The 23,361-nt window shown below is 46.6% G+C and carries 25 protein-coding genes; 19 read left to right on the forward strand and 6 right to left on the reverse strand.

The genetic code is table 11. The features are described from left to right. The first annotated feature begins 3 nt into the window (after positions 1–3). The 7 genes from ureE to GBH70_RS09555 all read left to right on the forward strand — a co-directional run bounded on the left by ureE (position 4) and on the right by GBH70_RS09555 (position 4,659). The gene (gene ureE, locus GBH70_RS09525) at positions 4–453 is read left to right on the forward strand and encodes an urease accessory protein UreE (RefSeq protein WP_151680822.1); all 450 of its coding nucleotides are present in this window, start codon (positions 4–6) and stop codon (positions 451–453) included. Then, positions 443–1,129, forward strand: coding sequence for an urease accessory protein UreF (locus GBH70_RS09530; protein WP_151680823.1), 687 nt, complete (start codon positions 443–445; stop codon positions 1,127–1,129). Before ureE ends, GBH70_RS09530 begins: the two co-directional genes overlap by 11 nt. 24 nt (positions 1,130–1,153) lie before the next feature. Beyond that, a complete protein-coding gene (ureG, locus tag GBH70_RS09535; protein WP_151680824.1) occupies positions 1,154–1,768 on the forward strand; it encodes an urease accessory protein UreG in 615 nt (204 codons plus the stop codon). Then, positions 1,765–2,583, forward strand: coding sequence for an urease accessory protein UreD (locus tag GBH70_RS09540; protein WP_151680825.1), 819 nt, complete (start codon positions 1,765–1,767; stop codon positions 2,581–2,583). Before ureG ends, GBH70_RS09540 begins: the two co-directional genes overlap by 4 nt. Before the next feature lie 16 nt (positions 2,584–2,599). After that, positions 2,600–3,262, forward strand: coding sequence for an urease accessory protein UreH domain-containing protein (locus GBH70_RS09545; protein ID WP_151680826.1), 663 nt, complete (start codon positions 2,600–2,602; stop codon positions 3,260–3,262). 204 nt (positions 3,263–3,466) lie between these two features. Continuing rightward, positions 3,467–4,225, forward strand: coding sequence for a GTP pyrophosphokinase (locus GBH70_RS09550; protein WP_151680827.1), 759 nt, complete (start codon positions 3,467–3,469; stop codon positions 4,223–4,225). Continuing rightward, complete coding sequence (locus tag GBH70_RS09555; protein WP_151680828.1) at positions 4,222–4,659, forward strand: DUF5392 family protein; 438 nt, start codon at positions 4,222–4,224, stop codon at positions 4,657–4,659. Before GBH70_RS09550 ends, GBH70_RS09555 begins: the two co-directional genes overlap by 4 nt. 49 nt (positions 4,660–4,708) lie before the next feature. Here the strand turns inward: GBH70_RS09555 and GBH70_RS09560 are convergent, their stop codons facing one another. Then, positions 4,709–6,358, reverse strand: a complete 1,650-nt coding sequence (locus GBH70_RS09560; protein ID WP_151680829.1) for a M20/M25/M40 family metallo-hydrolase — start codon at positions 6,356–6,358, stop codon at positions 4,709–4,711. Between the two features lie 133 nt (positions 6,359–6,491). Between GBH70_RS09560 and GBH70_RS09565 the strand changes: the two genes are divergently transcribed. After that, a complete protein-coding gene (locus GBH70_RS09565; RefSeq protein WP_151680830.1) occupies positions 6,492–7,241 on the forward strand; it encodes a polysaccharide deacetylase family protein in 750 nt (249 codons plus the stop codon). A 45-nt stretch (positions 7,242–7,286) separates the two neighbouring features. On the opposite strand, the gene GBH70_RS09570 is transcribed toward GBH70_RS09565, so the two are convergent. Both GBH70_RS09570 and GBH70_RS09575 read right to left on the reverse strand, forming a co-directional pair. Further along, complete coding sequence (locus tag GBH70_RS09570; protein WP_151680831.1) at positions 7,287–8,324, reverse strand: PTS sugar transporter subunit IIC; 1,038 nt, start codon at positions 8,322–8,324, stop codon at positions 7,287–7,289. Positions 8,325–8,563: 239 nt separating this feature from the next. Beyond that, complete coding sequence (locus tag GBH70_RS09575; protein ID WP_151680832.1) at positions 8,564–8,809, reverse strand: hypothetical protein; 246 nt, start codon at positions 8,807–8,809, stop codon at positions 8,564–8,566. Between the two features lie 178 nt (positions 8,810–8,987). Here GBH70_RS09575 and rlmN point away from each other — a divergent pair, with 178 nt between their 5' ends. From rlmN to GBH70_RS09600, 5 genes are all read left to right on the forward strand, one after another. After that, positions 8,988–10,055: a dual-specificity RNA methyltransferase RlmN gene (rlmN, locus tag GBH70_RS09580; protein WP_151680833.1), complete on the forward strand. Its 1,068-nt coding sequence runs from the start codon at positions 8,988–8,990 to the stop codon at positions 10,053–10,055. A gap of 409 nt (positions 10,056–10,464) precedes the next feature. After that, a complete protein-coding gene (locus tag GBH70_RS09585; protein WP_253693690.1) occupies positions 10,465–10,953 on the forward strand; it encodes a PTS sugar transporter subunit IIA in 489 nt (162 codons plus the stop codon). 184 nt (positions 10,954–11,137) lie between these two features. Next, positions 11,138–11,455 carry a nitrous oxide-stimulated promoter family protein gene (locus GBH70_RS09590; RefSeq protein WP_151680834.1) on the forward strand — a complete coding sequence of 106 codons (318 nt, stop codon included), beginning with the start codon at positions 11,138–11,140 and terminating at the stop codon, positions 11,453–11,455. Positions 11,456–11,909: 454 nt separating this feature from the next. Beyond that, complete coding sequence (gene yidA, locus GBH70_RS09595; RefSeq protein WP_151680835.1) at positions 11,910–12,719, forward strand: sugar-phosphatase; 810 nt, start codon at positions 11,910–11,912, stop codon at positions 12,717–12,719. Positions 12,720–13,092: 373 nt separating this feature from the next. Further along, positions 13,093–13,623, forward strand: a complete 531-nt coding sequence (locus tag GBH70_RS09600; RefSeq protein ID WP_151680836.1) for a hemerythrin domain-containing protein — start codon at positions 13,093–13,095, stop codon at positions 13,621–13,623. Between the two features lie 42 nt (positions 13,624–13,665). Here the strand turns inward: GBH70_RS09600 and GBH70_RS09605 are convergent, their stop codons facing one another. After that, positions 13,666–14,769, reverse strand: a complete 1,104-nt coding sequence (locus GBH70_RS09605) for a glycerol dehydrogenase (protein ID WP_151680837.1) — start codon at positions 14,767–14,769, stop codon at positions 13,666–13,668. A 286-nt stretch (positions 14,770–15,055) separates the two neighbouring features. On the opposite strand from GBH70_RS09605, the gene GBH70_RS09610 reads away from it, so the two are divergent. The 6 genes from GBH70_RS09610 to fni all read left to right on the forward strand — a co-directional run bounded on the left by GBH70_RS09610 (position 15,056) and on the right by fni (position 22,537). After that, a complete protein-coding gene (locus tag GBH70_RS09610) occupies positions 15,056–15,814 on the forward strand; it encodes a DeoR/GlpR family DNA-binding transcription regulator (protein ID WP_151680838.1) in 759 nt (252 codons plus the stop codon). A gap of 163 nt (positions 15,815–15,977) precedes the next feature. Next, on the forward strand, positions 15,978–17,888 hold the full coding sequence (locus tag GBH70_RS09615; RefSeq protein ID WP_151680839.1) for a PTS fructose transporter subunit IIABC: 1,911 nt from the start codon (positions 15,978–15,980) through the stop codon (positions 17,886–17,888). A gap of 466 nt (positions 17,889–18,354) precedes the next feature. Then, a complete protein-coding gene (locus GBH70_RS09620; protein WP_151680840.1) occupies positions 18,355–20,394 on the forward strand; it encodes a Na+/H+ antiporter in 2,040 nt (679 codons plus the stop codon). Between the two features lie 69 nt (positions 20,395–20,463). After that, positions 20,464–20,694, forward strand: coding sequence for an excisionase family DNA-binding protein (locus GBH70_RS09625; RefSeq protein WP_151680841.1), 231 nt, complete (start codon positions 20,464–20,466; stop codon positions 20,692–20,694). 22 nt (positions 20,695–20,716) lie between these two features. After that, positions 20,717–21,391, forward strand: a complete 675-nt coding sequence (locus GBH70_RS09630) for an N-acetylmannosamine-6-phosphate 2-epimerase (RefSeq protein ID WP_151680842.1) — start codon at positions 20,717–20,719, stop codon at positions 21,389–21,391. A gap of 111 nt (positions 21,392–21,502) precedes the next feature. Beyond that, entirely contained in the window at positions 21,503–22,537 is a 1,035-nt protein-coding gene (gene fni / locus GBH70_RS09635) for a type 2 isopentenyl-diphosphate Delta-isomerase (protein ID WP_151680843.1), read from the forward strand. A 47-nt stretch (positions 22,538–22,584) separates the two neighbouring features. Here the strand turns inward: fni and GBH70_RS17505 are convergent, their stop codons facing one another. Continuing rightward, positions 22,585–22,707, reverse strand: coding sequence for a hypothetical protein (locus GBH70_RS17505; RefSeq protein WP_259370065.1), 123 nt, complete (start codon positions 22,705–22,707; stop codon positions 22,585–22,587). A gap of 126 nt (positions 22,708–22,833) precedes the next feature. After that, on the reverse strand, positions 22,834–23,337 hold the full coding sequence (locus GBH70_RS09640; RefSeq protein ID WP_151680844.1) for a DoxX family membrane protein: 504 nt from the start codon (positions 23,335–23,337) through the stop codon (positions 22,834–22,836). Positions 23,338–23,361 lie beyond the last annotated feature (24 nt).

The following is a 23,361-nucleotide window of genomic DNA, read 5'->3' on the forward strand; positions in this document are numbered from 1 at the left end:
GAAATGATCGTTGAAAAAGTGGTTGGCAATATAGAGGGAATAGAAAATACGGATCTGCACATTGAACGTGTTTATATGGCTAGCGATGACCTGCTGAAAAGAGTAAAGCGCGTCGTGACGGACCGTGGCAGGGAAATAGGCATCCGCTTAAAAGAAAACTGGGAATTGCGGGACGGCGATATTTTGTATATGGACAGCCGAAATATGATCGTGATCTCGGTATTGGAAGACGATGTGCTGACGATCATGCCGGAATCGATGCGGCAGATGGGGAAAATTGCCCACCAACTCGGGAACCGGCACTTGCCGGCCCAGTTCGAAGGAAATGACATGATTGTCCAATACGATTATCTGGTGGAAGAACTGCTTCAGCAGCTTGGTATCCCGTACCGGCGCGAGAATCGGAAAATGAAGCAGGCATTCCGCCATATTGGGCACCGCCATGATGCATAACTGGTATCCGCTTTTCCAGCTCTGCGATTCGAATTTTCCGTCAGGGGCTTTTTCACACTCGCTTGGTTTTGAAACTTATTTCCAAAAGCACCAGCTGCAGGACAGGGAAAGTTTGGAAAAAGCCATTTCCCTCTACATCCGCAGACAGCTTATTTTTACTGATGGTCTGGCCTGCAAGCTGGCGTATGAAGCTGCGGAAAAAGAGGACAATCATGCCTTGGCTGAAATTGACCGGCTTTTAATTGCTTCTTGCTTGGCGAGGGAATCGCGGGAAGCCGGCTGCAGAATGGGGAAGCGGATGGCAAAAGTGTGCGCAGAGCTGTATCCTTCACCGCTGCTTAGTGGTTATTTAAAAGGGGTGCAAGAAAAAAAGCTGCACGGCCATCCGGCAATTGTATTTGCGCTTGTCGGATGCCAAATGCGTGTGCCGAAAGAAACGGTTATCGGCGTTTACTTGTTTTCGGCGGTTTCCGCACTTGTGCAAAATGCGGTGCGCGGCATTCCGATCGGGCAGACGGACGGACAGCGCATTTTAACGAACATTCAGCCTGAAATGAACGAAGCGGTTGCCGTGATTTCACAATTTTCGACTGAAGATTTGGGAGTTTCCTGCCCTGGGCTTGAGATTGCCCAGATGCAACATGAAAGGCTGCATGTACGTTTGTTTATGTCTTAATTTTCAAGAAAAGGGGTTGGTACGATGGAACCGGTTCGGATTGGAATCGGTGGTCCGGTTGGTGCTGGCAAAACGATGCTTGTTGAAAAATTAACGCGGGCAATGTATGAAGAGTTCAGTATGGCCGTTGTTACGAATGATATATATACAAAAGAAGACGCTTTGTTTTTGGAAAAACACAGCGTGCTGCCGAAAGATCGGATTATTGGTGTTGAAACGGGAGGCTGCCCGCACACGGCGATCCGGGAAGATGCCAGCATGAATTTCACAGCCATTGATGAGTTGAAAGAAAGGCACCCGGATTTGGATTTGATTTTTATTGAAAGCGGCGGGGATAATCTTGCGGCGACTTTCAGCCCTGAACTGGCCGATTTTTCCATTTATATCATCGACGTTGCCCAAGGGGAAAAAATTCCGAGAAAAAACGGGCAGGGGATGATTAAATCGGATTTGTTTATCATTAATAAGATCGATCTCGCCCCGTATGTCGGAGCAGATCTTGAAGTCATGAAACGGGATACAATTGCGGCAAGAGGGGATAAGCCGAATATTTTTACCAATTTAAAAGAAGAAATCGGGCTTGCGGAAGTAGTGGACTGGATTAAGCAAAACGCGCTGCTGCATGGTTTGGAATCATGAGCTATACCGGAAAAATTGAACTTGAGGTTGTGAAAAAACAGCAGAAAACGGTTCTTTCCTCGTGCTACCAGGAAGGGGCTTTTAGAGCGAGCCGCCCGATTTATACGGATGAAGAGATGCCGCTAGTGTATTTGGTCCATGTCGGCGGCGGTTATGTCGACGGAGACAGTTATTATACGGTGTTAAAGCTGGAGGAAAGCGCGGCACTAACAGTGGCAACGCAGTCTTCCACGAAGGTTTATAAAACCCCTGTGCGGCCGGTTTCACAAAAAACGGCCATCCATTTAAAAAGCGGGAGTGTCCTCGAATATGTGCAGGATCCTTTAATTGCTTATGAAGCCGCTCGGTTTGTACAGGAAACATCTGTATACATGGAAGGCGGGGCAAGCCTTTTTTACAGTGATATCATTACCCCCGGATGGGCACATGACGGCAGCCTTTTTGCTTACGGGTGGATCCGTTCAAAGCTGAAGGTATGGATAGATGGGGAACTCATTTTATTTGATCATTTGCGTCTGGAGCCGGATCACGATATTGGCGGTATACTGCAGATGGATGGGTTTACGCACTTAGGCACATTTACGGCTGTTCATCCTTTGGCCGGACGAGAATTTCTGGATGCGCTTTATGAAAGGCTGGAGGGAATGGATGCCGGTCTGCGGTTCGGACTTTCCATCCTGCCGCCGGGATACGGAATGGTGCTGAGAGTGCTGGGGAATCGCACCGGGTCCGTTGAACGGTTGATCGAAGCGGCCCGCACGTTTGCAAGAGAAACTTTGTTGCATAAAGACAGTCTGTTTCTACGGAAATATTAAAATAGAGGAGAAGAAGATGGATGCAATCGATTTGTTTTCAGTGTTGGCATTGGGATTTTTGCTTGGGATGAAGCATGCTTTGGAGCCTGACCATCTGATTGCCGTTTCAACGATTGTCTGCCGCAGCAAAAAATGGTGGAAATCATCGCTGGCCGGTGTCTTTTGGGGGATCGGGCATACATCGATGCTGCTTCTTGTTGGCCTCGCGCTTATGCTGTTAAAAACGGAAATGGCCGAAAAATGGTCGTTGTCATTCGAGTGTCTCGTCGGCCTGGTGATTATTTATTTCGGTGCATCTGCCTTCTTGTCGGCAAAACGATTGCACGAAGCCGGCCATGTCCATCCGCATGCATCCGAAAAACTTTCTTATTTTAAAACATTATTGATCGGTTTAATTCATGGCCTTGCCGGAAGCGGGGCAATGGTGCTGCTGACGATGAGCACCGTGGACGGGCTGTGGCAGGGGATGCTTTATATCCTGTTTTTTGGAGCGGGGACAGTACTCGGGATGCTTTGCTTTACAACACTGATCGGCATTCCGTTTACCTTCAGTTCAGGCCGGCTCTCCTTAAATAAACGGCTCGTGCAGGCAACCGGGGTGATCAGCGTCCTTTTTGGCCTGCATTATATTTACAAGCTTATGGTTACAGACGGATTATTAGAGCTGTGGAGTCGATGACGAGAAACTCCTAACCTATTGGAAAAATAGGCGGGAGTTTTTTATTTTTGGTTATGTTGGTGATCCGGACAGCCTCAGGATTATGCCCTCGACCATCAACAGTAAAGCAGATTATGATTTTTTGACAAATGGCACCACGGCATTTAAGATGGGGGTATCGGAGTTGCTTGGCAGGCATCCGGACGTTTTGAAGGAGAGACAAAAATGGAAATCACCATCCCGATAGATTTTGAACAGATGAAAGAAGTTAAAGTGGAACTGACGCGGTTTATGATGTCATATAAGTTCGCGCTCCATGAAGTGATGACGAAGATTAATATTTTAAAAGAGGAGTTCCAATACATTCACGACTATAATCCGATTGAACATGTAAAATCGCGGTTAAAGTCGCCGGAAAGCATTTTAAATAAAGTGTACAGAAAAGGGTATGAATTATCCCTTGATTCGATCCGGGAAAATATCCGTGATATTGCCGGTGTCCGGATTACGTGTTCATTTGTTTCCGACATTTATGAAATCAGCAGAATGATCCAAAACCAAAAAGATGTGAAACTGATAGAATGCAAGGACTACATTAAAAATCCGAAGCCGAATGGCTATCAGAGCCTCCATTTGATTATCCAGATCCCGATTTTTATGTCGGACAGGGAAGAGCAGATGTATGTTGAAATCCAAATCCGCACGATTGCAATGGACTTTTGGGCAAGCCTGGAGCATAAAATTTATTATAAATATGACCAGGATGTGCCGCGCCATTTGAAGCAGGAACTGAAGGAAGCGGCACTGCAGGCGGCACAGCTTGATTTGAAAATGGAAAAGATCCAAAAAGAGATGAAAGAAATTAAAAGGCGGAACAGCGAAAAAAGCGCGCATCAGCTGGTGATAGATTCAGAAATGCTGCAAATTCCAGAAGAGCTTTTTAAAGCGGCTTTAAACGATACGAATAGGAAGGGATCGATTTGATCATCAATTTGAACGATATGCCAAGGTTCATTCGGTTTGAAATGGAAAAATTAGGCGAAATGATTGCGCCAAAACTAAAAAAAGCTAACCAATATGCGTTTTGGTCAAAACCGCTCATTTTTGTTGCGGCGCTCAATTTATTTTTATTGCTGATTGTATTGCCAAAGCAGAACCAGTCAATTCCGCTTTTGGTTTTTTGTGCGTCAGCCGGGGCCTTTGGCGTGGCATTGCTGCAGGAGTCGCGGATATTAAGGAAAGAGATTATGAAGTTCAGCTTTTCCTATATGATGAAACGGATTGAAAAAAGCGATATCGTTCCCGAAACGGTGAAAAAACGTTACACTGCGTTGATTCAAAATGAACCTGTCAATATTTTTCTTCATTTCATCCATTTTTTAGAAGAAGAGCACGGCAGTGGAAAGGATGCTTATTAAAATAAAAAATCCGTACAGCCATTGAAGGCGTGCGGATTTTTTACACGGCTTATACGAGCAGGTTTAAGATCACTTCATTTGTCAGGTTCGGGACGATTTCCAACGAATAATGCATTTCCATCCGTTCGAGTTTTTTATGGGCGTCCATTCCGTATGGCCCGATGTTGATGACCGGCACATTTAAGGCTCGGATTTTTTCATAGTCGACGCAGAGTTTCGTTCCCCAGGCAGGGTTATTTTTCGCCATTGCATCAATTTCTTCCGCACTGTCGCTGATGGCAACGAAACTCATATCAGAAATATACGGGAAAAAGTTTCGCGTCACGATCGGATGAGGGTAGTGCGGCTGTACGGCGGCCACGGCTTCATCCAATGCCTTAAGCAACGCCCGTTCTTTTTCATTTTTTCCGGGAAGTTCCACGCGCGGCGAGTAAAGCGACGAATAAAACACGATGATGGCGGGGCTTTTGTCTGCCATCCATTTCCACGCTTCTTCCACGGCTTTTGCTGCAAACATGCGCGTATCCAGTTCCTTGTTTCGCAAAAGCCATCCTTTAAAATCTTCCATATGTCTTGTAAAAGCAGAACCGTGTTCGGCAATCAAAATATTCTCCATCTCTTCGTATAACAGCACCCTCGGTTTCCATGAGGTCTTCCCGAAACACTCCCCACTCATCTCCGCAAACCGGCGTTTTCTGTTTTCAAATGTTGCAAGTGCCGCTTCAAACGCTTCGGCAGCAACTTTCTTTAATTTTTCCAGTACTTCTTTCGGCGACCAAGAGTAACTGAAAAAATTATAGTAAACATAAGAGGCGAGCGCCGTTTGTACCGTGTAGGACGGCTTCAGATCGGTTTGTTTTAATGACACCGGCGGCATCGTTGTTTCCCCAAAGGCACGGTTGCAAAGTTCCGGGTTGTAATCGATCCGTTTGGTGAGCTCGGCTGCAATCAAATTCGGATCCAGGCCTTCAAAACAAGCCCCTACATGCGTTTCCGCGCCGGTAATATAAAAAGAAGGAAGCAGTTTGCCGATTGTCCCTTTGTAAATGTAGCGGTTTTCGTCGCCTTCAAAGCGCGGGGCGACAAAATCAGCATTGATGGCCGCAATGTACGCAAGTCCGTGTTCTTCTTTCAATTTTTGGAATGTATCCAACGCGCTTAACACCCCGTGTGATCCGTCTTCTTCATCGCACTCCGCCAATAACAGTAAATTTCCGGCCAGTTCTTTCGGATGCTCTGCGTAATATTGAATGAGGAAAAGATGGGAGGCAAGCCCGCTTTTCATATCCAGAATGCCCCTGCCGAACAGCCAACCCCCGGATTGCAAATGGTTTTTAGCCTGATCCAGAAGCGGCTCCTCCTGCAAAGCTTCCATCAGTTTCTCGGGGTCGCACGCATAAGACTTCAGCCTGTTAAAATCATCGGTTCCGACCGTATCGGTATGCCCCATCAGAATGACAGTCCGGCCGCTTTTTCTCTTTTTCCCTTTTACAAGAGCAAAAACATTGTACCTTTCCAGGTTATCATCGGTTGTCCGCTGCAATATAAGATGCGTCGGGTGCTTTTTGTAATATGGCAAATCCGACAGCCACCCGAAGATTTTTCGGGCAATTATCTTTTCCCCTTCTGTATTGACAATGCTTTCGATCTGCATGAGCCGGTTTGTCCAGGCAAGCACTTTTTCACGGCAAGGCAGCATTTTAAAAGACCCCTTCCTTATGTAAAAAATTCGTTATCTTCTTCCATTGTAACGCCGAAGCGTCTTCTTGTCGTGATGAAAAAGGCGGGGAGGGAGCATAATAAACACAACAACCTTACGAAGGGGAATTGTGATGAAGCGGTTTTGCTGGATTCTATTTATACTGTTAATCATTTTATCAAGCGTCCATCCGGCTAAAGCTGCGCGGAAAACAAGAAATGATTTCGAAAAAACGGACCATGCTTTCTGGAATTTGAAAACGGATGAAAAAATGGTGGCGATCACGTTTGATGACGGCCCGGATCCCGTATATACGCCGCAAATCCTGGATACGCTTGAAAAATACCATGCGAAGGCCACTTTTTTTGTGATCGGTGCCCATGCCGAGGAAAACCCGCATATCATTCAGCGCGAGGTGGAGGAAGGACATGAGGTGGCAAACCATACGTATCACCACTTCTCCCGGTTTGCCGGCAAAAAGGTATTGGCAAAAGAACTGGCGCAAACGAGCGACACGATCCAAAGCATCTCAGGGTACCGCCCTTCGCTGTTCCGCCCTGTTGGGGGGTATTACAATGACACGATCATCCAAACAGCGATTAAAGGGAATTATGAAGTGATTTTATGGTCGTGGCACCAGGATACGGAGGATTGGAAAAGGCCTGGAGCTGATAAGATTGCCCGGCATGTTATTTCGTCAGTCCGGCCGGGGGATATTATTCTGCTTCATGATGCAGGGGGAGACCGGAGCCAGACGGTAAAAGCTTTGGATACGATTTTAAAATTTTTAACAAAAGAAGGATATGAATGTGTTACGGTTTCGGAAATGCTGTACCGCGCCAAATCGATTATTCCAAAGTTCCAGCTGTTTCCGTCCGATTAAAAATAAAGCTGCAGCTTACCTGTGCAGGATCTGCAGCTTTCCGGCTTATTCGAAATTGAGCCGGTAATCTTCTGACTTAATCATTTTTAGTTTTCTTGAAAAAACATAGATCGGCCCGAGATTCAGCACGACCGGTAGAATAAAGAAAGTGCTGAGCATAATGGCAATATTTTTGGCAGTCCAGCCACCTTCAGCCAAATGAATGAAATTGAGCGGGCCGACTAAGCCGGACAGTCCGAAACCTGCGCTGTACGGTGTGCCCTGGATATGGAACACCCCGGCCAGCGCGCCGAGAATGGCAGCCGTAATCAGCATTGGAAAAGCAATTTTCGGTTTCATAAAGAAATTCCGCATTTGGATTTTCGGCGAGCCGAGCACATGGGCAAGGGCGGTGCCGAGCGAGTTGGCTTTATAGCTGGCGATTGCAAGACCGACTCCCGCGGCGCAAATGCCGAGATTCGCAGCGCCCGACCCGACGCCGGAAAGCATGATGACCGTCGCTACTCCGACCGTTGAGATCGGCGATAAAATGATCAGGCAGAAAACGACGGCAATAATGGCGCCCATCACAATCGGCTGCATGCTTGTTACATTCGCCACCCCGACGCCGACAAGGCCTGTAGCCGCTTTAATATACGGCAAGATGGCAAGCCCGATCATGCCCGGTATCAATATGCTCAAAGTCGGCATTAACAGAATCGAATAAGCCTTCAGCCGTGTGCCGATCCATTTCACGAATAATACGGCCAAAGCGGCGGTAATTCCGGTGTTAATTACAATGCCGATCCCGTTTAAGGCGAATATTCCGTCTGCTGTTTTTTGGATCGCGCCGCTTCCAACCACCGCGGCAATGCCGATGCTTGCGGTTTGGATCGGTGTCAAGTTAAAGGTGATGCCCACCATCACGCCGATTAATACAGGCAGCATGCTCATGATGATGACGGTCGCATCCAGCACATGCTGTAAATAAGGCGCATGCGGAATGATCAGCTTTAAAATTTCCCCGAGTAAAGCATTTGGGATCAGAGAGACGACAATTCCGATGCTCATTCCGTTTAACAATTTGCTGAAGAAATCTTTCATTGTAAGATAGCCCCCATTTTGCTTTCGCTGCTGGTGCTGCGGAGTTTGCGTCAACGCATGTCTATTTGCGATTGATTATACAAAACATTCAGACTAGAGTCAACGATTTTTTTAATGCTTTACCGCATGTTTGTATATATGCATAAAAGCGTTAAAAATTAAACATATTTTGATGCAAGAAAAAAAGAAAACCTGCGGGAAAGCAGGTTTTGCTGATAACGCTTTAAAAATGCTGTAAATTAATCTTCAACAGGCTGTTGGTCGATTGTAATGACGCGTGTGGAAACATTGATGGTTTGTTTAACATCATATCTGCAGCTGGAGACCCGGACGGATGAATCGTTGACCGAAAAAGCGATGACGGTCTCCAAATCTTCATCAAGCACGGCAAACGCATACTGGTCTTCCTGATTCGTGTACAAGTGGTACGTTTCATGAATGACAACTGTCCAGCGGTATGGCAGGAATAATGTTTTTGTTTCCATAACCTTTCTCTCCCTAAAAATTTTGTTCACTGAAACATATTCTGCTTATTGCGGCAAATTTTCTGCTTTTGATGGAGCTTGGATTCTACAGGTATTTTGCAACATATACCTGTGGAAATTAGGGGCAAATTCGATTACAATAGGAATTATGCGACAAACTCCAGAAAAGAGGGTTAGAATGGAAAAGAAATCCATTTTCGGATTGACGATAGAACAACTGACTGAATGGATGCTGGAACACGGCCAGAAAAAATTTCGCGCCCAGCAGGTATGGGAGTGGCTGTACCAAAAAAGGGTCAATCGTTTTGCAGAAATGACGAACGTGAATAAAGATTGCCTCCGCCTGTTGGAGGAGCATTTCAGCATCCATACGTTGAAGCAGGTTGTGAAACAGGAATCAAAGGACGGCACGGTGAAATTCCTGTTCCAGCTTAGGGACGGAAACTTAATTGAAACGGTTTTGATGCGCCAGCATTACGGGCTGTCGGTATGTGTCACGACGCAGGTCGGCTGCAACATCGGATGCTCTTTCTGCGCAAGCGGTCTGTTGCGGAAAAACCGCGACTTGGAAAGCGGCGAAATTGTTGAGCAGATTATGTACGTACAGAAACATTTTGATGAAGCAGGCAAAGGCGAACGCGTCAGCCATGTGGTTGTCATGGGGATTGGCGAGCCGCTCGATAATTTTGAGAACGTGGTGAACTTCCTGCATATCATTAACTCGCAAAAAGGGCTTGCGATCGGGGCACGCCACATCACGGTATCGACGAGCGGCCTGGCGCCAAAAATTTACGAGTTTGCGGCCCTCGACCTGCAGGTGAATTTGGCGATCTCCCTGCATGCGCCGAATAATGAGCTGAGGACGCGCATTATGAAGATCAACCGCGCTTATCCGTTAGAAAAATTAATGCCGGCCATTGATTATTATTTAAAGAAAACTAACCGCAGAATTACGTTTGAATATATTTTGCTGAAAGATGTGAACGACCATAAAGAAGAGGCGCTCCAACTCGCAAATTTGCTGCAGGACAAGCGCCATTTGTCCTATGTCAACCTGATCCCGTACAATCCTGTCAATGAGCACGGGTACCAAAGAAGTGATAAAGAATCGATTATGGCGTTTTACGACACGCTTAAGAAAAACGGCATCAATTGCGTCGTGCGCCAGGAACACGGTGCCGATATTGATGCCGCATGCGGCCAGCTCCGCAGCAAACAAATTAAAAAAACAAGCAAACCGGCTTGAAAAAAGGCCCGTGCCGCTTTTCAGACTTGTGAACCGAAAGCGGTGTGGGCTTTTTTCTTTCTCCTGAAGCGGGCGTACGTTTAAAACTCAAAACAAATGGGATAGTAAGCGGATACCTGTATTTATATACTGCAAATTTAAAAACGGTTGCATATTGCACGAATCCAATTAAGGCGCAAGAACCGTCCATAGTCTTCACCATAGCGGCGTTGAATGGTAAAAAATTTTTCGGAAAGGTCTCGACAGCGGGCTCTTTTTTGCGCGGTAAAGCATACTATAAAATAAGAAAGTAACTCCAGAAACGTGTAAAGTTTCCTTACGTCAAACAAGACAAGAAAGCAAAATAGGTGTATAATGGGAATGAAAATACAGATTTTACAGAATAAATTTCAGGTAAGGAGGTGCCCTCATGATGCGAAACTGGTTTAAAAGAAAAAATTCAAAAATTGTTACCCTTGTCTCGCCGATTGCCGGCAATATGATCCCATGCAAAGATACGGGCCAAGCATGCAAAGGAGGCATTGCCATCCAGCCGCTTGAAGGAAGAGTGCACTCGCCTGCAGCAGGCAGAATCACCCATATTTCTCCAGAAAACAATGCCATCAGTTTAATGACGGAACAAGGTTTGGAAATCACCATCCGCCTGAATTCGGAAGATGCCGCAATGGAAAGCGAAGAGTTTGTCATCCTGGTGAAGGAAGGCGATCACATTACCGTTGGAGCTCCGCTTATGGAATTTTCCTTCCAATTGACAGATGCGAAAGCAGAAAACATTTATTCCTCCATTTCAGTTTCCAATATGGACCAAGTAGAAAGCATGGAAGTACCACCGGCTCAAACGATCGGGCTCGATGATTGGGTTATGCGCATCAAAATGAAACCGGGCAATCGCGGATAAAAAATGTTAAAGGAGAGTGGCTCCCATTTTTCACGTTGGCCGGGGAGAAACCTAAAAATGCCGTAAAGATGCATCGTCTTTACGGCATTTTTAGTTCGGAAATTGTACGGAAAATGTTAAATTCGATTGAAGCATCGCATGGTATGGTGAACATGAAAGGTTTTTGGAAAAGAGGTTGAAAGCCATGCCAAAAAGGGAACTGAATAACGGACCGGTTATCCAAAAAGAAAAGGAAACCGTATCCCAAATGATTGCGATTTACTGCAGGAAAAAACACCACCGCAAAGAGCTGTGCGAGGAATGCCTCGATTTAAAAAACTATGCGTTAAAAAGGCTCTCGCTCTGCCGGTTCGGCGAAGAAAAGAGCGCCTGCTCCAACTGCAAGGTCCACTGCTATCGGAAAGACTACCGTGAAAAAATCAGAAAGGTCATGCGCTTCTCCGGCCCGTGGATGCTCCTCTATCACCCCGTATTTTCTGTTAAGCATCTGTTAAAAAAATAGATTTTCTACGTTCAAAAAATGAAGCGGGCGGAAAACTTTTTTAACAAGTAGTCCGTTTCTGTTTGATGCCATCTATGCCGCGGGCGGCCGGAGGACAAGCCCTGCATTTGAGAAAGAAGCAGCCTTATTTACTTCGGCAGCTTTATGCAATGTAAACCGATCGGTGTGTGCACGGCGGTACGGTATTTTTTGAAAGAAGCGAATCGACTGAACCAGCTGTGTGTGGTAACAGGCGGTGATATGGAACAATTTTCACGGCAGTTTATTGAAGCGATTGCGGCCACCGCCATTGGCACTTGAATATTGTATAAGGATCCCATGCAGGGGGCAGGGATGTTCCCTGCATTTTTGCTCCAGTTATTTGTGAAATCTATTACAAAAATAGATTTATTCGGCTTAATATATTATCATGAAAGCATGTGAAAAATTTTTCGGATGCAAGGAGCAGAAAAATATGTATAAATTGATTGCGATTGACATGGACGGAACGCTTTTAAATGACCAGCATGAAGTAACGCATGAAGTGCGGGAGGCTTTACATAACGCGAAAAAACAAGGGGTGAAAATTGTGCTTTGCACCGGGCGGCCGATCGGGGGTGTCCGCCGTTTTCTTGAAGATTTAACGCTGAATGAAGAAGATGATTATGTCATCGCCTACAACGGTGCACTTGTGCAAAACACCCATACGAACGAGGTTGTTGCGGAGCAGTCGATCGGTTATGAAGATTTGGTGCGGCTGTATGCGCTCAGCCTGGAATTGAAAACGCCGATGCATTTCTTCGATCCCGAGTATTTATATACACCAAACCGCGATATCAGCCCATATACGGTTGTGGAATCCTATTTGACCCAGGTGCCGCTGCACTACCGGACATTGGATGAATTTCCGCATGACATTGTGATTCCAAAAGTCATGTTTATTGATGAGCCGGAAAAACTGAGCCGTACGATTGAAGCGATCCCGGGCTGGGTGCGCGATCAGTACACAATGGTGAGGAGCATGCCATTTTATTATGAAATCCTCCATAAAGAAGTGAGCAAAGGCAATGCCGTCAAACTGCTTGCCGAACACCTTGGCATCCGCCGCGAAGAAGTGATCTGCATCGGCGACAATGAAAATGACTTAACGATGATTGAATACGCGGGCTGTGGCGTTGCGATGGGCAATGCGGTTCCAAAAGTGAAAGCCATCGCTGATTTTGAGACCCGCACAAACAACGAAAACGGCGTTGCCTACGCGATCGAAAAATTGGTACTGTCGTGATGGAAGGGTGATGCTCTTAAAAGCCTGTCACTAACTTTGGGAACCCCTTGTTTTAAGGGAAAACCCTGAGCAAATGGTCTTTAAATCAATTATATATGCAAGATTTTAAATAAGCTTTTTCTTTTATAACTGAGACAAATCTTTTTCCTTCTCTTATCCCTTCAATATAACGATATATTTTTATTGTGGATGATAACTGAGGTCCGGTTCAAAAAGTTTAGACAAAACGGGCAAATGCTAAACCAGCAAAATCCATTTGCATATTACCGAGTGGCGAAAAAAAGCAAATTTCGGAACTATGATCTGAATCACACCATATTCCTTTTTCTTTGAGTAAAATAAAAAGAAATCTTGAGGAAAGAGGGAATTGAAAATGGAAATGCCGCATTGCGCAATGATGCATGGCGAGGCAGATATCGAATGGTGTGCAGGCCTCAAACAGCTAAAAAATGAGCATGTACATTTAAGCGAATTAAAACGCGCGTTGAATGAAGCAGCGGGGCAGATCCACAACGGTGAAGTTGAAAATATAACGGAAGCATTGTCGCAGTTTCGAAAAGATACAGAAGCTTTTTCCGCACGGTTGAAACATCATTCCGAAAGGGAAGAAAATGTTTTGTTTACGATGATGGCGCGCTATATCGGCAGGGACAGCGGGCCGATCGCTGTGATGGAATATGAGCATGATGAAGCGGAAAAATACATCGAAATTTTCTTGAACAGCACAAAAACGATCGACGAAGAGCAGGCTGACGTGCTCGCTTCCTATATCCAGCAAATGTACGAAATGCTCACAAGCCACTTCTTTAAAGAAGAAAACGTTCTGTTCCCGATGGCGGAAAACTTGCTTTCGCCTGCAGAGAAGAAAGAGTTGGAAGAAAAGATTTGCGCAACTGCAATTTGATCAAAAGCAGAAGGCAGCCCCGCCTTCTGCTTTTGATTTTAATCAACCCAATTTTTCTTTATAATACCGCCCGACTGAATCGGCCGTGACAATAGCAGCGTAGACAAGCTCAGGGGTGATTTCAAACGGCATATTGTAAATGGTTCCCCCTTCCGCGCAGGAAAGTTCAGCCGCTTTCCGCAGTTTTTCTTCATTGATTTCCTTAACGCCCAAATCGGCGAGCGTAACCGGAAGACCGATGCTCAGGCAGAAAGAAACGACCACTTCAATTTCTTCTTCCGGGGCATCTTCCAAAATCAGCTGGACGAGGGTGCCGAATGCGACTTTTTCGCCATGGTACATATGATGCGTTTCTTCCAATACGGTCAACCCGTTATGGATGGCGTATGCCGCAGCCAGGCCGCCGCTTTCAAAACCGATCCCGCTCAAATAGGTATTCGCTTCAATAATTTTTTCCACCGATTCGGTAACGAGGTGGTTTTTGGCCGCTAGTTTTGCTTTCAGTCCTTCTGCAATGAGTGTGTCGTAGCAAAGTTTCGCAAGGGCAACGGCGGCTTCCGTGACATGCCCGCCGGCCATCGCCGTTTTGTTTGCCCGTTTTGTCGCGCGCGCTTCAAAGTAGGTTGCAAGCGCGTCGCCCATGCCGGAAACAATTAGGCGGGCAGGTGCCGAAGTAATGATTTTCGTATCCGTGATGACAAAAGTTGGGTTGAACGGCAGCATGAGATATTCGTCAAACTCGCCGTTTTCTTTATAAATGACGGAAAGTGCGCTTGTCGGGGCATCGGTTGAAGCAATGGTCGGTGCGACAATAACAGGGATTTCGTTAAAGTATCCGATTGCTTTTGCGGTATCCAGCGTTTTCCCTCCGCCGATTCCGACAACCACATCGGCTTCTGCGGCTTTGCAGGCGGTACGCAGCCTTTCAATTTCCTGTTTAGAACATTCGCCGTCGAATTTTTCCATCGTATAGCTTGTTTCTTTGCCGGCATAGCTGTCTTCGATTGTTTTGCCAACAAGGCCTGTTACAAATTCATCTGCTATGATAAATGCGTGTTTTCCGAGCCGGCCGGAGTATTCCGAAAGCTTGGACAGTTCGCCGGGTCCTTGAATATACTTGCTTGGCGAGATAATCATTTTCGTCATGGCCATTCCTCATTATGTATGTGAAAAACTTAACAAATATAACTCTATCTTACCGCATATTTACCAAAAGAAAACGTTTTTTTGGAAACGCTCACAAATTATTCGTAAATATGCTTGAATGATTCAAAAACGTTCAAAAAAAGAAGAAGAGCGGTTAAAATAAGGTTGATTCGATTAAATGTGACAAAATTTTGATCGGTTTTGATGAAAAATGATATTTTTTGATTGAAAACGGTTGATTATGAAATCGTTTGTGATAAAATATCATCAGACGGAGGAATAAAACATGTTAGCAGAAGAGCGGCATCAAATCATTTTGCGGTATTTGCAAAAAAAGCATATTGTAAAAGTCCAGGATTTGGTGAACCTGTTGAATGCTTCAGAATCAACTGTCAGGCGCGATTTGCAGGATCTTGAAGCAATGAATTTGCTCAGGCGCGTCCATGGCGGCGCTTCCCTTTTGCAACGTCGGAGTGAGGAACCGGATATGGATACAAAAACGCTCAAAAACGTTCAACAAAAAAGGATCATTGCCCAATTGGCAGCAAAAATGGTCAAAGACAATGACTGCATTTATCTGGACGCCGGAACGACTACGCTAGAGATGATCTCTTATATAGAGGCAAGGAATGTAATCGTTGTCACCAACGGACTTCCGCATGTAGAAGCGCTTGTGGAGAAAGGAATACTGTCGTATCTCCTCGGCGGGATGATGAAGCGAACGACAAGGGCGGTTATCGGTAGTGTCGCGATGCAGACATTGAACGGCTTCCGGTTTGATAAAGCGTTTTTGGGTGCAAATGGCGTGGATCCCGAAATGGGCTTTACGACGCCGGATCCGGAAGAAGCGCTGATTAAGCGGCGCGCAAAAGAACTTTCCGAACAATCTTTTGTGCTTGCAGACAGCAGCAAATTCCAAGAGGTGGCCTTTTGCAAAATGTTTGATATTTCAGAAGCCGCTATCATTACTGAAGAACTGCCGGATGCGGTAAAATCAACCATTTTAAACAAAACGAAGGTGATCACCCGCGAAGACAGCGAATGAATGCAAAGCAGCTATTTTCCCCCGGAAATGAAAAAGACTGTGCATGAAGAAAAGTAACAATATCCATCTTAAACATAGATCACAAGTATTCCACTTCATCGTTTGTTTGGCCACTATGGGAAGAGGTATTGTTGTTGTATTTGAAAGAAAAGGAGTGAGTGGGATGAAAATAACTGATTTGATGGTTCAAGAGACCATGGTTATGGATATGCAAGCGACAACGAAAGAGGAAGCCATTGATGAACTGATCGAGAGTCTGTCAAAGAGCGGCCGCATCAATGACCCGGTTCTTTTTAAAGAAATGATTTTAAAACGCGAACAGGAGTCGAGCACAGGGATCGGCGACGGGATCGCCATGCCGCATGCCAAAACAAAAGCGGTCAACAAAGCGACAGTCGTATTCGGGCGCAGCAAAAAGGGCGTTGATTACGAAGCTTTGGACGGCCAGCCGTCATACTTGTTCTTCATGATTGCGGCCCCGGCAGATGCTGCGGATACGCACTTGCAAACCCTGGCGGCATTATCGAGGTTGCTCATTGACCAGGAGTTTGTCAACCAGTTGAAACAGGCGGAAACTCCTGCTGAAGTGGCGAAACTGTTTGACGACAAACAGGCTGAAAAAGAAGCAAAAGAAGCGCAGGAAGAAGCGCCGGCAGCCGGTACAAGCGCCGGATCCGATGAGAAATTCATTGTTGCGGTTACTGCCTGCCCGACCGGGATTGCCCATACGTATATGGCGGAAGATTCCCTGAAGAAAAAAGCGGAAGAAATGGGGATTCCGATCCGTGTTGAAACGAACGGTTCGGAAGGTGTAAAGCACGGCCTCACAAAAGATGAAATCGAACGCGCAGTCGGCGTTATAGTTGCTGCCGACAAGAAAGTTGAGATGGCGCGCTTTGACGGTAAACGCGTGCTGCAAACGCCGGTCAGTGATGCGATCCGGAAGCCGGAAGATTTGATCAATAAGGTATTGAAGCAGCGTGCACCTGTCTATCATGCGGACAGCCCGGCCAGCAGCAATGATGATGAGCCAGCGGAAAAAACATCCGTTTGGGGAAAAATTTACAAAGATTTGATGAACGGGATTTCGCACATGCTGCCATTTGTTGTCGGCGGCGGGATTTTGCTCGCGATTTCGTTCCTGTTTGAAAGAACGGCCGGCGCAAACAGCTCGATTTTTAAAATGCTGAGTGCGATTGCAGGTGGCGATACAGGGGCATTCCACTTCCTGATTGCGATCTTGGCCGGATTTATCGCTTCGAGCATCGGCGACCGCCCTGCATTAATGCCTGGTATGGTCGGCGGTTACCTCGCAGCAAGTTCAAATGCCGGTTTCCTTGGCGGCCTGGCAGCCGGTTTCCTTGCAGGGTATGTCATTGTATTTTTGAAAAAGGCTTTTGCCGGCCTTCCTCAAACGCTTAACGGCTTAAAACCGATTTTGTTTTTCCCGGTTTTCGGCTTATTGATTACCGGTGGATTGATGTACTATATTTTTGACCCGATCTTTAAATGGATCAACACAGGCTTAATTGGCGGATTGAACCACTTAGGCACAGGTAATGCGGTGCTTTTGGGACTTGTTCTCGGCGGCATGATGGCGATCGACATGGGCGGCCCGTTCAACAAAGCGGCCTATACGTTTGCAATTGGTGTATTCACGTCAAGCGGAAACACGAACGGCCTTATGATGGCTGCGGTTATGGCCGGCGGTATGGTTCCTCCGCTTGCAATCGCCCTTGCGACTACGTTCTTTAAAAATAAGTTTACCGAACAGGAAAAAGAAGCAGGCCTTACAAACTATGTGCTCGGTCTTTCCTTTATCACTGAAGGCGCAATTCCGTTTGCGGCATCCGACCCGTTGCGCGTCATCGGTTCGAGTATCATCGGGTCTGCGGTTGCCGGCGGTTTGACACAATTCTGGCATATTAACGTGCCTGCTCCGCACGGCGGCATCTTCGTTGTTTTCCTTGCCAACCATGCACTGTTGTTCCTTGTTTCGATTATCATCGGTGCAGTGGTTGCCGGCTTGATTCTCGGCATTTGGAAACGGCCGGTTGCACAAAAAAATATGTAATATTGACGATAGGGGGGCTGTCCCGTAAGCCGGCAATACGGCTTTGGGCGGCCTTCTTTTTTACGGATTAAACTACGGCTGGTACTTTTGCCGCCATTGTGAAGGGATTTGTCTTTCACCGGTGCCATGAAGGACAAAATGAGCCGGGCAGATTGTGGTTTTTGTCTTTCATCGGCACCATGAAGGACAAAACGGGACGGATCGATCTTTGTTTTGCCTTTCCTCCCGTCCGATGTATTTTGAACCTCAATCCGTTTACCCTGCCTCCTGCATTCCCTTTTTCCGGGTTTGGCGCGAAAAGCATTGAAGCACCGGCGGATTCGCGATAACATAAATACATCATAATTTTTTCAACAATCTCTAAAAATTGATCGTTTGGCGGTCCTTTGCTTCATTAATCCAACCGAGATTTGGGTATAGTTTTATTAGCTGTCTTGATTCAGAGAAATAAGGAGAAATTTTCCAAATGGACATGTTTCTAATTTTGCTGATTTTGCTATTGCTGGTTGGAATTTCCGATATACTGAACCACTTTATGCCCTTTATTCCGGTGCCGTTAATTCAAATTGTGCTGGGGCTCGCTTTTGCCGCCGTTCCTGTCGGGGCCCATATTCCGCTGGAGCCGGATTTGTTTTTCGTTTTGTTTATTGCCCCGCTGCTTTTTTACGACGGCAGAAACGTATCGCGAGAAGCAATGTGGAAACTGCGGTGGCCGATTTTGCTGCTTGCGCTCGGGCTTGTATTTGTGACCGTATTTGTGGTCGGTTACGTGACGCACCTGCTGATTCCTTCCATTCCATTGGCGGCAGCTTTTGCTTTGGCAGCGATTTTATCTCCTACCGATGTTGTAGCGGTCAGCGCCATTTCTGAACGTGTAAAAGTCCCCCGCGTCATCATGCATCTGCTGCAGGGCGAAGGGCTCCTGAACGATGCATCCAGCCTTGTTGCATTTAAATTTGCGGTCGCCGCCGCGGTCACCGGGTCGTTTTCACTTGCCGAGGCAAGCGGCAGTTTTTTGCTTATCTCAATAGGCGGCTTTTTCGGCGGCTCAGTTTTGGCTTATCTCATTATCCGGTTCAGGGTTTTGATCCGCCGACTAGGGATGGAAGATGTCACGGTCCATATGCTGATCCAAATTTTAACCCCGTTTTTTATTTATCTGGCGGCGGAACATATGCAAGTCTCCGGCATTTTGGCTGTTGTTGCCTGCGGAATGGTGCATGCGATTGAACGGGAAAGGGAACAATCCCCGAACTTTTCGTACCAAGTTGTGTCGCGCAGCACCTGGACGGTTTTGACCTATATTTTAAACGGGCTTGTTTTTGTACTCCTGGGCCAGCAAATGCCGGGCGTTTTGAGTGAAATTTGGAAAAATCCGGAGTTTGATAACGGCAAAGTGATTTCGTATATCATCGTGGTGACGGCAGCCCTTTTGCTGCTCCGGTTTCTCTGGGTGTATGGTTCGTGGTGGCTCGGCTGGAAGTCCAAAAAGCAGCGTTTGACGAAGCCGTCGGTAAAGCATACAATGATTACCACTGTATCCGGGGTGAGGGGGGCGGTTACGCTTGCCGGTGCATTTTCCATTCCATACTATCTTGTAAACGGGGAACCGTTTCCGGAACGTTCGTTGCTAATTTTTATTGCCGCCGGCGTCATTTTGCTGATGCTGTTGATCGCAAGCGTTCTTTTGCCGGTTTTGGCGAGGCGGGAGAGTGAAAAAACGGACCAGTCGGAGAGGAAAGCGGAAAAAAATGCATCGATTTTTATCAAAGAAGCGGCCATCCAGTCTGTGCGCAAGCAAATCAATGATGAGAACCGGGAAGCGGCGGCCGCGGTCATTGCCGACTATCAAAGTATTCTCCATCAACTGAAAATCGAGGAAAACGAAATGGATTTGCCCAAATTTAAGCGGATTGAAACGGACATAAGGATGAAGGCGCTCGATGCGGAAACGCATTATATTGAATCCCAGATCGAGTCCAAACGCATCGACCGGGAAATGGCTTTTTTATTCCTTGAATATATCCGGCGCATGGAGATTGCCGTTACCAATCGAATGAAGTTCCGGCTCTTGAATATTTGGGTGACCTTCCAAAAAGGTTTCATACGGTTGCTTTACATGCTTTACCCCAACAAGAAAAAACTCCGTAAACAGCGCAAAAACCGTTATTTAAAAATGAAAAAAATCAAAATTGAAATGGCGGAAGCGGCCATCCAGTCAATTAAATCCGGCGTGACAGAAGAGAACAGGGAAATTTCTTTTCTTGTCATCAGCGAATACCGGAAGTTTATCCGTAATTTAAACATGCCGAAAAACATGGAAGCATCACTAAAGTTTACCCGGCAGGAAAGGGAACTGCAGGAAAAAGCCTTCCAAGCCGAGCGCAATGCTGTCCAGTCCCTTTTTGAAAGGGGAAAAATCTCAAGGGACACCGCGCGTAAACTCCGACGGCAAATCAATATCCGGGAAGTGTATTGGATGGAAGAACATCACCTCCATGCGTGATATAATGAACATAGATATTGTTAGGTATGCCGTGCGTATGGGGAAAATTAATGAATCGAGGTGCCTGCGATGTATTTAACCGTTCAGGAAACAGCGGAATATTTGTCTTTGCCGGAATCAACGATTGAAAAATTAATTCTGCAAAGGCGGATACGCGCCGTGCATGACGGGGAGCAGTATTTAATTAACCGTGACCAGTTTAATATGTATTTGCAGCAGCTCGAAAAATACAGGCAACTTGTGGAAGAATGGCTGAACGAGCCGGTACCGGAAGATTTGGACATAAAAGATGAGGACTAGGCTTGCGATTGGAGGACTTTGGATGTTTGACAACGTAAAAGGAAAGCTGATCGTATCCTGCCAAGCTTTGGAGGATGAACCGCTTCACAGCCCGTTCATCATGTCCAAAATGGCACTCGCTGCAAAAGAGGGCGGAGCGGCCGGCATCCGGGCAAATGGCGCCGAAGATATCCGGGCCATTAAGGCGGAAACCGGGTTGCCCGTAATTGGCATTGTAAAAAGGGATTATGAAGGCTCTGAAGTTTATATTACACCGACGAAAAAAGAGATCGACGAACTGCTCGGCGTAAAGCCGGATATGATTGCGCTTGATGCGACCGGCCGCGTACGCCCGAACGGCGAACAGCTTTCCGGATTGATCGGGTATGTCCATGAAAAAGGCCTGCCCGTCATGGCCGATATTTCCACATATGAAGAAGGTTTGCACGCGGCTGAACTGGGCGCAGATTGCCTTTCGACGACTTTATCCGGCTACACCCCATATTCTCCAAAACAGGAAGGGCCTGATTTTGAACTGCTCCGGAAGCTTTCAGAAACGCTCACAATTCCTGTGTTTGCGGAAGGCCGTATCAATACGCCGATGGACGCGCAAAAAGCGTTTGGGCTCGGGGCATTTGCAGTAGTCGTCGGTTCAGCAATCACGCGCCCGCAGCTGATCACGAGAAAATTCGTGGACGCCATTATGGTGCAGAAATAAAGAGACAGCTGTTTTTCTTCCTTTCATTCCCGGCTTTTGGTAAAATGAGAAAACTGAAACTGCCCTGCATAAGCAGGTGTACGTCACGAGAAAAGCGGGAAGGTGAAGAAAATGGCAGATTCATCCATATCCAAGCGGAAAGCGGAACATATCCGTGTGGTGCTTGAAGAAAATGTAGCCGGGAAAGAAACGACAACTGGCTTTGAGAAATACCGCTTTGAACATCAGGCGCTGCCTGAACTTGATTTTTCCGAGATATCCACGGAAACGGCTTTTCTCGGCAAGCAGCTGAAGGCGCCGTTTTTGATCAGTTCAATGACCGGCGGTACGGCCCAGGCGCGCAGTATTAACCGCAATTTGGCCGCCGCGGCGGAGGAAAGAGGCTGGGTGTTTGCTTTAGGGTCGACCCGGGCAGCGTTGGAAAGCCCGGAACAGGCGTATACTTTCCAAGTCCGAGATGTGGCGCCGAATATTCCGGTGCTTGCCAATCTCGGTGCCGTCCAGCTGAATTACGGATACGGCGTGGACGAATGCCGGCGAATCATTGAATTGACAGGGGCCGACGCGCTTATTTTGCATTTCAACAGCCTGCAGGAAGTGTTCCAGCAGGGCGGGAACACGAATTTTAAAGACTTGCTTGTAAAAATTGGAGAAATTTGCAGCAAGCTTGAAGTTCCGGTCGGCGCCAAAGAAGTCGGCTGGGGCATTAACGGCCGGCTCGCAGATAAACTTTTTTCCATTGGCGTTTCCTTTGTCGATGTCGCCGGTGCGGGCGGCACATCATGGAGTCAGGTTGAAAAATATTTGACGTCGGATCCACTGAAGAAGGCGGCGGCAGAAGCCTTCGCCGATTGGGGAATTCCGACGGCGGAATGCATCACCGGCGCGCGCAGCCTCGGTGTGGAGGGTACTTTGGTGGCAAGCGGCGGCATGAAAAACGGCGTGGATGCAGCCAAAGCGATTGCACTCGGGGCCGACCTTGCGGGATTTGGTAGAAAACTATTGCACGATGCGGTCAATTCGGTTGATGCTTTGCTCCGGACTTTTGAGCAGACGGAACTTGAGCTGAAGATCGCGATGTTCGGGATTGGGGCGAAGGACTTAAATGCTTTGAAGCACACGTCGTTTTTGAGAAAAACCGATTGATGATTGGCAAAAAAATTCCGGCTCCCATTTTGGGAAGCCGGAATTTTTTATTTTTTCGGTGCAACAAAGTCTGTAAGCTGTGCCATTAATTTACTGCGTGATCTTTTATTTCTCATCAGATAAACGACACCCAAAGCGACAGTTGCCATGGCAAGTTTTTTTCTATCCATATCATCACCACATCCCTTTCATTGTCATATGTTCGTACTTTTCCCTGTACAGGCGCATTTAAACGGGGGTTTTCACAAATAAAAAAGGCAAACATGGACATGTTTGCCTTGAAAGGATGGAGTTGTTTAATGGGCGGCACCTTTTCCCGGTTGCGGTTTATGCTGTTTTTGGAAGTATTTTTTTACTGCAGGTACAGCGAGATGATCCAGACCCCAGACATAAGAAGCGCTGCCTGTAAACAACAGAATCATTGCAACGGTGTAAAGGATCGGGTTCGTACTCGTTGTGCCGGCAAGCATAAAGTTCAGGTTCATAAATGCACCTGCAAGTAAAGCCGGAATGGTGGCCAATCCTAAGATGAGGCCAAGGCCGACCAACATTTCGCCCCAAGGAACAAGCACATTAAATACGTCAACATTTGGGAGAGCGAAATGGCTGATGAACGAAGCATACCAGCCCTGAACAGCAGGATTTTCACCCGCGGTTTTCGCCAATGCGTCTTTTAAAAATCCGGAAGCGTCAAAACCGCCTGTTAGTTTATGAAAGCCGGCTTCAAGCCATTGGATGCCGAGCCAAATTCTTAAAATTGCCCAAATGATACTGATTTTAGAATCATGATACCATTTCATGATTACTCATCTCCTCAAATAAGG

Source organism: Weizmannia acidilactici, assembly GCF_008974225.1.
GTDB lineage: Bacteria > Bacillota > Bacilli > Bacillales > Bacillaceae_C > Weizmannia > Weizmannia acidilactici.

Excerpts from the sequence above, each read along its gene's own strand:
- ureE (WP_151680822.1), top strand. The coding sequence starts at position 4 with ATGATCGTTGAAAAAGTGGTTGGCAATATAGAGGGAATAGAAAATACG.
- GBH70_RS09530 (WP_151680823.1), top strand. The coding sequence starts at position 443 with ATGATGCATAACTGGTATCCGCTTTTCCAGCTCTGCGATTCGAATTTT.
- ureG (WP_151680824.1), top strand. The coding sequence starts at position 1,154 with ATGGAACCGGTTCGGATTGGAATCGGTGGTCCGGTTGGTGCTGGCAAA.
- GBH70_RS09540 (WP_151680825.1), top strand. The coding sequence starts at position 1,765 with ATGAGCTATACCGGAAAAATTGAACTTGAGGTTGTGAAAAAACAGCAG.
- GBH70_RS09545 (WP_151680826.1), top strand. The coding sequence starts at position 2,600 with ATGGATGCAATCGATTTGTTTTCAGTGTTGGCATTGGGATTTTTGCTT.
- GBH70_RS09550 (WP_151680827.1), top strand. The coding sequence starts at position 3,467 with ATGGAAATCACCATCCCGATAGATTTTGAACAGATGAAAGAAGTTAAA.
- GBH70_RS09560 (WP_151680829.1), bottom strand. The coding sequence starts at position 6,358 with ATGCTGCCTTGCCGTGAAAAAGTGCTTGCCTGGACAAACCGGCTCATG.
- GBH70_RS09565 (WP_151680830.1), top strand. The coding sequence starts at position 6,492 with ATGAAGCGGTTTTGCTGGATTCTATTTATACTGTTAATCATTTTATCA.
- GBH70_RS09570 (WP_151680831.1), bottom strand. The coding sequence starts at position 8,324 with ATGAAAGATTTCTTCAGCAAATTGTTAAACGGAATGAGCATCGGAATT.
- GBH70_RS09575 (WP_151680832.1), bottom strand. The coding sequence starts at position 8,809 with ATGGAAACAAAAACATTATTCCTGCCATACCGCTGGACAGTTGTCATT.
- rlmN (WP_151680833.1), top strand. The coding sequence starts at position 8,988 with ATGGAAAAGAAATCCATTTTCGGATTGACGATAGAACAACTGACTGAA.
- GBH70_RS09585 (WP_253693690.1), top strand. The coding sequence starts at position 10,465 with ATGATGCGAAACTGGTTTAAAAGAAAAAATTCAAAAATTGTTACCCTT.
- GBH70_RS09590 (WP_151680834.1), top strand. The coding sequence starts at position 11,138 with ATGCCAAAAAGGGAACTGAATAACGGACCGGTTATCCAAAAAGAAAAG.
- yidA (WP_151680835.1), top strand. The coding sequence starts at position 11,910 with ATGTATAAATTGATTGCGATTGACATGGACGGAACGCTTTTAAATGAC.
- GBH70_RS09600 (WP_151680836.1), top strand. The coding sequence starts at position 13,093 with ATGGAAATGCCGCATTGCGCAATGATGCATGGCGAGGCAGATATCGAA.
- GBH70_RS09605 (WP_151680837.1), bottom strand. The coding sequence starts at position 14,769 with ATGACGAAAATGATTATCTCGCCAAGCAAGTATATTCAAGGACCCGGC.
- GBH70_RS09610 (WP_151680838.1), top strand. The coding sequence starts at position 15,056 with ATGTTAGCAGAAGAGCGGCATCAAATCATTTTGCGGTATTTGCAAAAA.
- GBH70_RS09615 (WP_151680839.1), top strand. The coding sequence starts at position 15,978 with ATGAAAATAACTGATTTGATGGTTCAAGAGACCATGGTTATGGATATG.
- GBH70_RS09620 (WP_151680840.1), top strand. The coding sequence starts at position 18,355 with ATGGACATGTTTCTAATTTTGCTGATTTTGCTATTGCTGGTTGGAATT.
- GBH70_RS09625 (WP_151680841.1), top strand. The coding sequence starts at position 20,464 with ATGTATTTAACCGTTCAGGAAACAGCGGAATATTTGTCTTTGCCGGAA.
- GBH70_RS09630 (WP_151680842.1), top strand. The coding sequence starts at position 20,717 with ATGTTTGACAACGTAAAAGGAAAGCTGATCGTATCCTGCCAAGCTTTG.
- fni (WP_151680843.1), top strand. The coding sequence starts at position 21,503 with ATGGCAGATTCATCCATATCCAAGCGGAAAGCGGAACATATCCGTGTG.
- GBH70_RS17505 (WP_259370065.1), bottom strand. The coding sequence starts at position 22,707 with ATGGATAGAAAAAAACTTGCCATGGCAACTGTCGCTTTGGGTGTCGTT.
- GBH70_RS09640 (WP_151680844.1), bottom strand. The coding sequence starts at position 23,337 with ATGAAATGGTATCATGATTCTAAAATCAGTATCATTTGGGCAATTTTA.